The organism is Actinomycetota bacterium (genome assembly GCA_040754375.1).
GTDB lineage: Bacteria > Actinomycetota > Acidimicrobiia > Acidimicrobiales > AC-14 > JBFMCT01.
This window is the reverse complement of sequence record JBFMCT010000068.1, coordinates 1-9,541: the sequence shown is the minus strand read 5'-3', so window position 1 is coordinate 9,541 and position 9,541 is coordinate 1. Positions and strand designations below refer to the sequence as shown.

Here is a 9,541-nt window from a genome sequence, read left to right as displayed (position 1 = left end):
CCCAGCCCGCGAGTTGGGGTGAACGAAACGCATGGGCAGATCTCACGGCCTCCGCTGGGCAGTTCTGATGGCCACGACCGGGCAGTTCCGCTGGCCGCCTATGGGCAGGACGAGATGGCCCTTGACACCATGTCGCTCGTTCGTCAGGGTTGCCGAAACGAGGCGGATCAAGGAGAACTTGGCCGCCTAAGGCCCATGCTGACCACGAGGGCGTCGAGGTCGAGCGTCGAGATCCGTGCCCGGGCCCGGGAGTCCCAAAGGTCGATCGCCGGCGGACGCCATCCAGTCGTCGGGGCACATCCGGGCCGCGGGTAGGGACATCGCCAGCTCGGCTGCCAGGGCTGTCTTCCCGCTGCCGGGAAGGCCGGTGATGACGACCAGGCGCCCCTTCTCGTGGGCTCCGTCGTTCGCACGCCGTGCGCCGTCTCTACCGCCGAGCTCGCTCATCGCGCTCCGCCGCCGCCGTCGGAGCGGAGGACCTGGCCATCGAGACCGAGGCGACGGAGCCGTCGTGGGTGTGAACCACCAGGCCCGTTTCGCGGCGCAGGTCGAGCTCGAGCCGTTCGTCAGGCGGCACGAGATCGGGGCTCGCACCATCTCGCGTTGGGGGAGGTCCCGAGCTACTTGCTCACCTCGCAGCCTCAGGCCGTCGGTCGTCTGCTGTCCCGAGCGGTGAGCGCCTTCAGCTGACCCCGGAGCGAAACTCGGTTGCCGGCGCGGGCCGGGCGAGCGATCGTTGAACGTGGGCGACGACCGGCGGCATCAGGAGCACCTCGTCGTGGGCGACGCGTTCGGCAACGTCCTCACCGCCTGCGATGCCGCCGGCGCGGCCCAGGGGGCGGCCTTCGAGGTGATCGAGCGTTCCGACGGGTACGTCCGGGCGACGGACGCCGCCCGCTACTTCGCACCGCACGACCAGTGGGGGCCGACTGCCCGGTTCGCCTGCGACCAGGCCGTGGGCCGCACGCTGGACATCGGTGCCGGCGCGGGCCGGCTCGCCCTCGCACTGCAGGGGCGAGACCGCGAAGTCGTGGCCCTCGACGTCTCGCCCGGTGCGGTGGCAGTGAGCCGGCGGCGGGGCGTCGTGAACACCTTCAACGGGACCGTCTTCGACCTGGCGCGGACCAGCCCCGAGCCGTTCGACTCGTTCGTGATGCTGGGCAACAACCTCGGGCTGCTGGGCGGGGCCGACCAGGCCCCGGAGTTCCTGGCTGCCCTGGCCGCCATGGCCCGCCCGGGTGCGCGGATCGTGGGCGAGACGCTCGACCCCTACGGCACGACCGATCCCGACCACCTCCGCTACCACGAGGCCAACCGCCGGCTCGGGCGCCTGCCCGGCCAGTTGCGGTTGCGGGTACGCGACGGCCAGGTGGTAACGCCGTGGTGGGACTACCTCTTCTGCACCCCCGAGGAGCTCGGCGCCGTCGTCGCGCCGACGCGCTGGGTGCTCACCGACAGCTACCGCAGCCCGTCCACGGCGGGGGCCGCGGGGCCGGCCTGGCCCCCGGGCCAGTGGGTGGCACTGCTCACGCTGGGCGCCTGAGCGTCGTCCTCGAAGGCACGGGCGCCGATCCCGTACAGCTCGGCATACAGCCCGCCGGCCCGGCACAGGTCGGCGTGCGAGCCCTGCTCGACCACCCGGCCGCCGGCCAGGACGACGATGAGGTCGGCCATGCGCACGGTCGAGAACCGGTGCGACACGAGCACGGTGACGGCCCCCCGCTCGGCGCCCGCATCACGGGCGGCGGCCGCATAGCGCTCGAACAGCACGTGCTCGGCGTGGGCGTCGAGGCCCGACGTGGGTTCGTCGAGCACGAGCAGGACCGCCGTCGACCCGGCGGCGGACGTGGCCGCGTACCAGCGAGACGGCGGGTGCCACCACCTGGCCAGCGATCAGCACCGCCCCCAGGGCGGCGACGGCCCGGTAGGCCTCGGCCGCCTCGGCCGTGCCACCGCCGGCGGACAGCGCGCCGGGGACGGTCCCGATCAGCCAGCCGGTGACGGCGATCTCGGCGGGAACCAGCGCGGCCTGGACGGCGTAGCTCGATACGAGCACCGCCACCCACACCCGCCCGCCCGCCGGCAGCAGGCCCACAGCCGGCGCCGCGACCGCCACCCGCCCGAGTGCGCCACGGGCTGATCATGAGGTAGCGCCGGCCCTTGCGGCAAGGGCCCCCTCGGACGGTAAAATGGGGACTGACGCGACGGCCGGACCGTTACGGTGTCAAGGTGGCCCTACCGGCGGCGGAGACCGACGAACGAGAGCTCCTGCTGTCGTGGCTGCAGTTCCTTCGTGGCTCGGTCCTGCGCAAGGCCGAGGGCCTGACCGAGGACGAGGCCCGGTGGCGACCGGAACGCAGGCTCATCTCCATCGCCGGGATCGTCAACCACCTCGCTCACGTCGAGTGGCGGTGGATCGACGGGACGTTGCGCGGCGAGCCCGTGTCGAGGAGCGAGGACGAGTTCACGGTCCCGCCCGGGCGCCCGCTGGCCGACGTGGTGGCCAGCTACCGGGCCCGGGCCGCCCGTACCGACGAGGCGGTACGCGCCGCCAGCCTGGACGATCCCTGCCACCACCCTCGCCACCCTGGGATCACCCTGCGGTGGGTGCTGCTTCACTTGATCGAGGAGACGGCGCGCCACGCCGGCCACGCCGACTCGACGCGCGAGATGCTCGACGGGACCGTCGGCGTGTGACCTGGGCAACAGGTGCCAGGGCGTCGGGCACGGCGGGAACCGAACTGGTCTCAACGGTGGATGGGCGAAGGTCGGCGCGCCGGCGCCACGCCAGGCCTAGGTTGCGCCTGTGGCAGAGGCGGCGAAGACGCCCGGGCGGGCCACGATCTACGACGCGTTCCGGCAGCCCCCGACGAGTTGGCGGCCGTCGTCGAGGCGCCCGTGCCGGCGGGGCCGACGAGTTCATCGCCCTGCTCCCCGACGGCTACGAGGCCCAGCTGGGGAGGGAGTTCGAAGGGGGCGCCGAGCTGTCGGTGGACCAGTGGCAGCGGGGGGCGCTGTCGCGTGCGTTATTCCGCGACGCGCCGTCGCTGGTGCTCGACGAGCCCACCGCCGCATTCGACGCCCGGGCCGAGCACGAGGTGATCGAGCAGGCCTGATGCCGGCGGGTCAAGGGCTACCGCTCCCCCGATTTCAAGCCCGCGCGCGGCCAGATCAGACGGCTCGGGCGACGTACTCGGCGAAGAACCCGTCGGCGGAGTAGATCGCCTCCTCGACCCGCAAGCCGGTCCTCTCCATCATCGGCTCCAGCAGCCAGGTGAACGTCGAGTGCTCGTCACGGACGTGTTCGTCGATGTCGGCCCGCACCCATGCGTCAGCTGTCTCTGCGGCGACCGGGAGGGTCGAACGCCACCGCTCGATCCGGTCGCTCATCTCCGCCGGGGCGAAGGAGTAGGCGACGTCGAGCAACCGGAGCACGGCGCCGGGGCGAAGGAGTTGTCGGATGCGGTGCAGCGCCATGGCCTTCCAGGCGTCGCCGAGGTGGTGCAGCGCCCACCGGGAGTACACGAAGTCGACCGGGTCTCCTTCGTGCTCGTAGGTCAGGAACCCCGCCTGGACCACATCGACGTTGTCGTGCCCCGCGGCTGCGAGCTTCGCCTCGAGCCGTTGGACCATGAGCGGTGAGACGTCGACGGCGACCACGGACCGGCAGTGCGGGGCAACCGCGAGGGTGAACTGGCCGGTGCCGGCACCGAGGTCGATCACGGTCGAGCGAGCGTCGAGCCCGAGCCCGCCGAGACGCCTGACCTCCGCCGCCGCGTCGGCGTCCTCCTTCTGGTCGTAGCGCGCCACGTGGTCAGCGTCGACGTTCTCCCGCCCGGCGTGGCGAAGCTCGTCAGGGGCCCACGCCGGAGGCCAGGCGCCATCGGGGGCCCGGCTCATGACGTCGAGAGACCCATCACCTCACCGTAGGTGCTGGCGCGACGCGCCATCGAGGCTCCGTGCGCTCACACCCCGGATCATCAGGACGCAGGGATCGCAAACCGGCATCGGGGGCCTCTCGATCTGGCCAGGCGACGGTCGAGGGTCGCAAGCGGCGCGTCGAGAGACTCCGCGAGGGCGACGTACCACGCGTCGTAGGCGCTGACGCCGCCCCGGAGCTCCCAGACGCGGTTGGCGAACGGCTCGTAGGCGAAGAGGCCGATCCGCAGCCCTAACAGGTCGCCGTGGGCCAGCGAGGCCGAGTCCGCCGAGACTTCGCCTGCGGCGACGGCCCTTCGCAGCACGTTGGCCACTTCAACGGGCAGGAGATGCGGGGCCACGAGGGCGTCGGACCCGAGCATGGACTCCGCCCACCGCCCGTCGGCCCCGCTGTCGACGAGGGCCGCCACCACCAGCGACGCGTCGACGACCAGGGTCACCGACGGTCGGCGTCTCGGTGCCGGAGGACCCGATCGGCGGGCAACTCGCTGCCGGTGCGCTGCTTGCGCTCCCGAACCCGTGCCAGCAGGACATCAGGGTCGGGGCGGCGCGAGAGCTCGATGAGCTCGCTCCGCAGGTACTCCTGGAGCGACCGCCCGCTGATGGCGGCACGGGCCGCCAGCTCGTCGCGCGCTTCGTCCGGCACATCGCGGATCGTGATCGAGGCCATAGATGCATTGTGCTGCTTAGAGAAGCGTTATGCAAGCGGGGCACCATCGGCACGGGCACATGCGGGCAGGCACAGTGCCGCCTTCCGAGCAGGCGGCGATCGAGGCCGGAGCCGCCACGGAGGTCGGCTCCCCCGCCGGCGGGTGACCTTCCTGGCCGTGGCCACCGTCCGGGACGACCGCCGCCCCGAACCCACTGGCGCGGTGAACACCATGGGTGGAACATGGCGGGCAGCGATGTCCGCCGCCGTCCAGAGACCGGCAAGGGTCAGATGACCAGTCCGCGCGAGTTCGGATCGGTCGTCGCGGTCGTCGCCGACCACGTCCCGGCGGACACCGATGTCACCTCGTTGGAGGTGGCCGGGGCCAAGGGGCACTGGCGCCTCACGCTGCGCATGAGCACCCCGGGACGGGTGATCGGCCGGCATGGCACCACGGCCGACGCGCTCCGCTACGCCCTGGCTGACCACCTCGGCGACCCTGGCCTCAGGCTCACCATCGAGGAGGCGCCACCACCGGGCGACGGCCCCGCCCCTGCGCCGGCTGGCGACCGTGAGCCCCGCGGCCCGAGGCCCGAGGCTCCCGGTAGCACGCCCTGGGCCGGGGGATGATGCGCCCGGCGCCGCTGCTGCTCGTGCTCGACGAACCCACGGCCGCCCTCGACGCCGAGACCGAGCACCGCCTGTTCGAGGGCTACGCCCGGGCCGCCCGGCGCGCCGGCGAGGCGGCGGGCACCGTCACCGTCCTCGTCAGCCACCGGTTCTCGACCGTGCGCATGGCCGACCTGATAGTGGTCCTGTCGGGCGGCCGGGTCAGCGAAGCCGGCACCCACGCCGAGCTGACCGCCCTCGGGGGCATCTACGCCGAGCTCTACGGCATGCAGGCCCGCGCCTACCGCTGATCCGACCTCAACCGGTGGGAGGAGTGGCCTCCGGGGTCGCCGAGCCATCGACGCCCTCGAAGCCATCGAGCTGGAGCGCTACCCGACGCATCCCCTGATGAGGCGAAGCTACGAGCTACGCGCCAACATCACCGCCTACGAGGCGACCTACATCGCCCTTGCGAAGATCCTGGGTTGCGCGCGGCTGACCGGCGACGATCGACTCGAGCAAGCCCCAGGCCTCGTGCGTGGTCAGAGCCTTGCGGTAGGGCCGAACTCATTCTGAAACGGGTGCGCTGGCAGGAACCGCCGGTTCGGTCCGGCTGAAGGCGACCGTTGATGCCGAAGTCGCCCGGCTCGGGGGGCTCCGGTCGTTCTGCATGGTGCGACGGTCGGAGGGCCGGCCCCGCCCTCGGGGCGCGCGCCCTCGGCGCCGACCAGCGCCGATCAGCAGCTCTGGGCGGTCAGGCTATACAACGGTGACCCTCGGGCATACAATAGGCGGATGACCGCCAACACCTACGTGATGACCGTGTCCCAGAACGGTCAGGTGTCGATCCCGGCCGAGGCCCGTGCTCGCTGGAACACCCGGCGGGTCGTCGTCGTCGATCTCGGCAACCGCGTCGTCATGCGCCCCCTCGGGGACGAGCCGATCCGAGAGCTGGAAGGCAAGTACAAGCGCCGTGGGCCGAGCTCGGATCGTGCCCGTAGCCAGGCGCGCGCAGACGACAGCGCACGCGCCCGATCACGTTGACGGTTCTCGACGCCTACGCCGTGCTCGCCTTCCTCAAGGGTGAAGCCGCCGCGCCTGAGGTCCGCGTGCTGCTGGCCGGAGGCGACGCTTCACTGACCTCGCTGGGCGTCGCCGAGGTGATCGACCACCTCGTGCGCATCGTCGGTGCCGACGAGGAGGACGCTGCGCTCGACGTGGCGCAACTGGGCCTGCTGGACGGCATGGCGGTCGACGCCACCCTGGGCCTAGCAGCTAGTCGGCTCCGGGCTCGCCACTACCACCGGAGCCGCTGCGCGGTCAGCCTCGCCGACTGCGTCTCCGCCGAAGCCGCCCGATCTGGATCGAGGCCCCTCGCCACTTCCGACCCACACCTCCTCGACGTGTGCCATACGGAGGGCGTCGGGGTCGTGGTCCTCCCGGCGACGAACGGCTCACGCTGGGCCCCCCCTTCGCCGTAGCTCGTCAACAGCGACCTCATGGCCCACGTGCGCCGCACCCATGGGCTCCATGCGAACCCGCAGGGGTGCGGGGTGTCTCCGACGACGAATACGACGACATCCTCGGCGAAGGCCAGTCCGACGAGGAGGAGTGGCTGTGGGAACACGACGAGGCTGAGCGGCTGCGCGAGTCGAAGGGGTCGGACCCCGCTCAGCGCGGCGCAGCCGGGCCAGCTCGAAGCGCTGATGCAGTGGCGCCGAGCTGGCGGGCGAGCAGCGCGGCGGCGCCCTTCACGATCCACCCGTCGTCGACCAGGTACAGGCGCTCGAGTAGCCGGTCGTAGGCGATCTGGCGCTGGAGCTGTGCGAGCGTCCAAGGGCCCTCGGTCGCCAGGTTCTTGAGCCGGTCGGTGAGGGCGCGGCGGAAAGCGGCGGGGCTGGCGTAATGACGCGGCATCGAGTCGCTCACGGCGCCGACTCCTTCGACCCGTTGCCCCTGGCGACGTGTGCACGGGCCTCGTCCATCCACCGCCCTGCGTCAGGATCGCCTGTGCGCCTCGACCCGGAGCTACGGCGTGCTCTCGACAGACGCGCCAGCGCCGAGGACACAACCGCCTCGGAGATCGTGCGCGAGGCGCTCCGCCGCTACCTGAAGGTCAGCTGAATCACTCCTTACCGCGGCGCGTCCGTCCGCTGGCGCAGTCCCTCAGGGCATGGGCTCCCCGGACGCTCGTGCCGCGCCTCCCGCCGGGGGATCCCCATGTGGGTCAAGCTGTAGCGGGCCCCGGTGGCGGATCCCCTTGCGGCCTCGGGTCGAACCCTCGAGCAGGTCCTCGACGACTATCCCTACCTCGAACGAGCCGATTTCCTGGCCGCGTTGGAGTTCGCTGCCGCGGTCGTGAACGAGCGTGAGGTGCCCCTTGTGCGCCCGGCGTGAGGTTCCTGCTTGACGCCAACCTGTCGCCCCGGCTGGTCGTCCTGCTCTCGGAGGCCGGCTACGACGCCGTCCACGTAGGTGAGCTGCACCTGTTGAGTGCGCCGGACCCGGTGACCTTCGACCGGGCTGCCGCCGACGGCTACGTCCTCATCACCGCCGATACCGACTTCTCGATGCTCCTGGCCTTGAAGGAGGCCGCCTTGCCCTCGGTGATCCTCTTGCGCCGGGTCTCCGAGCTCTCGCCCGAGGAACACGCACAGCTTCTGGTCTCCAACGTGCCGGCGCTCACAGCGGACCTCGACCGCGGCGTCATCGTCTCACTGAGCCCGGCTCGACTGGGCGGCCGTCGTCTCGACCCGCTGCCGGAGAACTGCCGGGAGTTGGTCGAGTTCGGTCACGATGTGCTCACGTACCACGGGCACGCTGGTCCGGCGACATCGCATCGAGTTCTCGGCGGTGATCACCTTCGGTGCGTCGGCTCGGCCTCGGTCTCCTTCTTGGTGCGGAACGCGCCTGCGCCACCGATGCGTTCCACAGACGCCATCCCGCCTCCGCCGGAGTCCGGTCACCGCCGTTGACCTGGGCTTTTGTGGTGGTGTGGTGGTGGTGGTGCGCCCCCAGGGACTCGAACCCTGAACCCGCGGATTAAGAGTCCGCTGCTCTGCCAGATTGAGCTAGAGGCGCTTGGGGTGACCGAGGGGACTCGAACCCCCGACTTCCAGGACCACAACCTGGCGCTCTAACCAACTGAGCTACGGCCACCACGTTCCGGTCGTTCAGTCTGGCACAGCCGCGAGCGCCGTCCGGCGAGTTGCGCCGGCGCCCGTGCACGCCCCGAGCGGGTCTGGGAAGATCCCCCCATGGCGAACGGGGCCGAGGTATACGAGGTAGGCGACGAGGTCGGGATCGGGGTCCAGTTCGGGACACCGGACGAGCCCGTCGACCCCCGCCAAGTCGAGGTCAGGGTGCAAGGGCCAGACGGGCGGTCCGCCCACCTGGCCTTCGGCAAGGACGAGGCGGTGCAGCGGGTCGCCCCCGGGGCGTACCAGATGGTCGTCACGGCCACCGTCGCCGGCCGGTGGAAGTACCGCTTCGTCGGCATCCGCCCCAACGGCGCCCACGAGGGTTACTTCGACGTGTTCGACCTCGCCTCCGGATAAACAAGGGCCGGCAGGGGAGGCTGGCCGTGGCGGGTCAAACGGTTTGATCACCCGACTCGACGGTACGGCTGATGGTTGGACGCGAAGACGGCAGGTGAGGAACAACCGTCAAAGGAGCCTTCGAACGCGTAGTGGACGAACCTCCGCGATGCGTTCGTAGTCACGGTCGACGTGGAGGACGCCGAGGCCGTGGTGTAGCGCCGTCTCGGCAATGAGGAGGTCGGGGATCGGCGTGCGATGCCACATCCCATGGTGGTGCGCAAGGTCTCGCTGCAACCCCAGTGCCCGATCGAAGATGTCGGGCGGCGGGGCAACCATCTCGAAGCCGCCGTGCAGCTCGATGTTGACGGCGTCGTAGTCCCGCGCTGACCGGGCCGAGAAGAGCTGCTCGAGCTCCCCAACCGGACAGAGGAACAGCGTGCCCAGGAGCTCATCGAGCTGGGAGCGGCCCTCCGGGTCAGTGGCTCTGGCCGCCGCACTCTTGTCGACGAGCCAGCCTCCGGCTATCGCCACATCTCGTCCGACCTCAGCACCGCGATGTCAACGCGGGCGGCGAGACCATCGAAGTACCGCCCTTGGCGCGCCGCCCGCTCCTCACGCTCGTCCTCGGCGCCGTCGGCAGCACGTCGCAGAGCCTCCTCCACGGTGGCCCTTGTGGTCGTGTCCGTGGCCATGAGAAAGTCCCCACTTATGGCCAGCTGAGGTCCCCGCTGGTGGCCACCAGAAGTCCCCACCCCTCGCTGAGCATCCACCCGTGAAGTCCCCCGGCCGGTGACGGTGGCGGTGT

The 9,541-nt window shown here is 71.1% G+C and carries 16 protein-coding genes, 2 tRNA genes and 2 pseudogenes; 11 read left to right on the top strand and 9 right to left on the bottom strand.

Features of this window, described 5'->3' with window-relative positions:
* Positions 1–742: 742 nt before the first annotated feature.
* Positions 743–1,543 carry a methyltransferase gene (locus AB1673_16890; protein MEW6155635.1) on the top strand — a complete coding sequence of 267 codons (801 nt, stop codon included), beginning with the start codon at positions 743–745 and terminating at the stop codon, positions 1,541–1,543.
* An 11-nt stretch (positions 1,544–1,554) separates the two neighbouring features.
* Here the strand turns inward: AB1673_16890 and AB1673_16885 are convergent.
* Positions 1,555–1,824: pseudogene (locus AB1673_16885) on the bottom strand (ABC transporter ATP-binding protein).
* 405 nt (positions 1,825–2,229) lie between these two features.
* Between AB1673_16885 and AB1673_16880 the strand changes: the two are divergent.
* Complete coding sequence (locus tag AB1673_16880) at positions 2,230–2,697, top strand: DinB family protein (GenBank protein ID MEW6155634.1); 468 nt, start codon at positions 2,230–2,232, stop codon at positions 2,695–2,697.
* Positions 2,698–2,990: 293 nt separating this feature from the next.
* Positions 2,991–3,116 carry a hypothetical protein gene (locus AB1673_16875; protein MEW6155633.1) on the top strand — a complete coding sequence of 42 codons (126 nt, stop codon included), beginning with the start codon at positions 2,991–2,993 and terminating at the stop codon, positions 3,114–3,116.
* Positions 3,117–3,171: 55 nt separating this feature from the next.
* Here the strand turns inward: AB1673_16875 and AB1673_16870 are convergent, their stop codons facing one another.
* The 3 genes from AB1673_16870 to AB1673_16860 form a co-directional block, all read right to left on the bottom strand.
* Entirely contained in the window at positions 3,172–3,900 is a 729-nt protein-coding gene (locus AB1673_16870) for a class I SAM-dependent methyltransferase (GenBank protein ID MEW6155632.1), read from the bottom strand.
* Positions 3,901–3,980: 80 nt separating this feature from the next.
* Positions 3,981–4,379: a type II toxin-antitoxin system VapC family toxin gene (locus AB1673_16865; GenBank protein ID MEW6155631.1), complete on the bottom strand. Its 399-nt coding sequence runs from the start codon at positions 4,377–4,379 to the stop codon at positions 3,981–3,983.
* Positions 4,376–4,609, bottom strand: coding sequence for a hypothetical protein (locus tag AB1673_16860; GenBank protein ID MEW6155630.1), 234 nt, complete (start codon positions 4,607–4,609; stop codon positions 4,376–4,378). The genes AB1673_16865 and AB1673_16860 overlap by 4 nt, the downstream gene beginning before the upstream one ends.
* A 270-nt stretch (positions 4,610–4,879) precedes the next feature.
* On the opposite strand from AB1673_16860, the gene AB1673_16855 reads away from it, so the two are divergent.
* From AB1673_16855 to AB1673_16840, 4 genes and pseudogenes are all read left to right on the top strand, one after another.
* The gene (locus tag AB1673_16855; protein MEW6155629.1) at positions 4,880–5,218 is read left to right on the top strand and encodes a KH domain-containing protein; all 339 of its coding nucleotides are present in this window, start codon (positions 4,880–4,882) and stop codon (positions 5,216–5,218) included.
* A pseudogene (locus AB1673_16850) lies at positions 5,200–5,508 on the top strand (ABC transporter ATP-binding protein). Before AB1673_16855 ends, AB1673_16850 begins: the two are co-directional and overlap by 19 nt.
* Positions 5,509–5,992: 484 nt before the next feature.
* Positions 5,993–6,241 carry an AbrB/MazE/SpoVT family DNA-binding domain-containing protein gene (locus tag AB1673_16845; GenBank protein ID MEW6155628.1) on the top strand — a complete coding sequence of 83 codons (249 nt, stop codon included), beginning with the start codon at positions 5,993–5,995 and terminating at the stop codon, positions 6,239–6,241.
* A complete protein-coding gene (locus AB1673_16840) occupies positions 6,238–6,678 on the top strand; it encodes a PIN domain-containing protein (GenBank protein ID MEW6155627.1) in 441 nt (146 codons plus the stop codon). Before AB1673_16845 ends, AB1673_16840 begins: the two co-directional genes overlap by 4 nt.
* Before the next feature lie 190 nt (positions 6,679–6,868).
* On the opposite strand, the gene AB1673_16835 is transcribed toward AB1673_16840, so the two are convergent.
* Positions 6,869–7,126 carry a hypothetical protein gene (locus tag AB1673_16835; protein MEW6155626.1) on the bottom strand — a complete coding sequence of 86 codons (258 nt, stop codon included), beginning with the start codon at positions 7,124–7,126 and terminating at the stop codon, positions 6,869–6,871.
* Here AB1673_16835 and AB1673_16830 point away from each other — a divergent pair.
* The 3 genes from AB1673_16830 to AB1673_16820 all read left to right on the top strand — a co-directional run bounded on the left by AB1673_16830 (position 7,103) and on the right by AB1673_16820 (position 8,172).
* Complete coding sequence (locus tag AB1673_16830) at positions 7,103–7,321, top strand: CopG family transcriptional regulator (GenBank protein MEW6155625.1); 219 nt, start codon at positions 7,103–7,105, stop codon at positions 7,319–7,321. The two genes, AB1673_16835 and AB1673_16830, sit on opposite strands and share 24 nt — an antisense overlap.
* 123 nt (positions 7,322–7,444) lie before the next feature.
* Entirely contained in the window at positions 7,445–7,594 is a 150-nt protein-coding gene (locus tag AB1673_16825; GenBank protein ID MEW6155624.1) for a DUF433 domain-containing protein, read from the top strand.
* Entirely contained in the window at positions 7,591–8,172 is a 582-nt protein-coding gene (locus tag AB1673_16820) for a DUF5615 family PIN-like protein (GenBank protein MEW6155623.1), read from the top strand. The genes AB1673_16825 and AB1673_16820 overlap by 4 nt, the downstream gene beginning before the upstream one ends.
* Before the next feature lie 29 nt (positions 8,173–8,201).
* Here the strand turns inward: AB1673_16820 and AB1673_16815 are convergent.
* Together AB1673_16815 and AB1673_16810 are read right to left on the bottom strand one after the other, a co-directional pair.
* Positions 8,202–8,278 (bottom strand) — tRNA-Lys (locus AB1673_16815).
* Position 8,279: 1 nt separating this feature from the next.
* A tRNA-His gene (locus tag AB1673_16810) sits at positions 8,280–8,356 on the bottom strand.
* Between the two features lie 98 nt (positions 8,357–8,454).
* Here AB1673_16810 and AB1673_16805 point away from each other — a divergent pair.
* The gene (locus tag AB1673_16805) at positions 8,455–8,754 is read left to right on the top strand and encodes a hypothetical protein (GenBank protein MEW6155622.1); all 300 of its coding nucleotides are present in this window, start codon (positions 8,455–8,457) and stop codon (positions 8,752–8,754) included.
* A 108-nt stretch (positions 8,755–8,862) separates the two neighbouring features.
* Here the strand turns inward: AB1673_16805 and AB1673_16800 are convergent, their stop codons facing one another.
* Positions 8,863–9,267 carry a PIN domain-containing protein gene (locus AB1673_16800; protein MEW6155621.1) on the bottom strand — a complete coding sequence of 135 codons (405 nt, stop codon included), beginning with the start codon at positions 9,265–9,267 and terminating at the stop codon, positions 8,863–8,865.
* On the bottom strand, positions 9,258–9,541 hold a 284-nt coding region (locus tag AB1673_16795), incomplete at its 5' end, for a hypothetical protein (protein ID MEW6155620.1). The genes AB1673_16795 and AB1673_16800, both read right to left, overlap by 10 nt.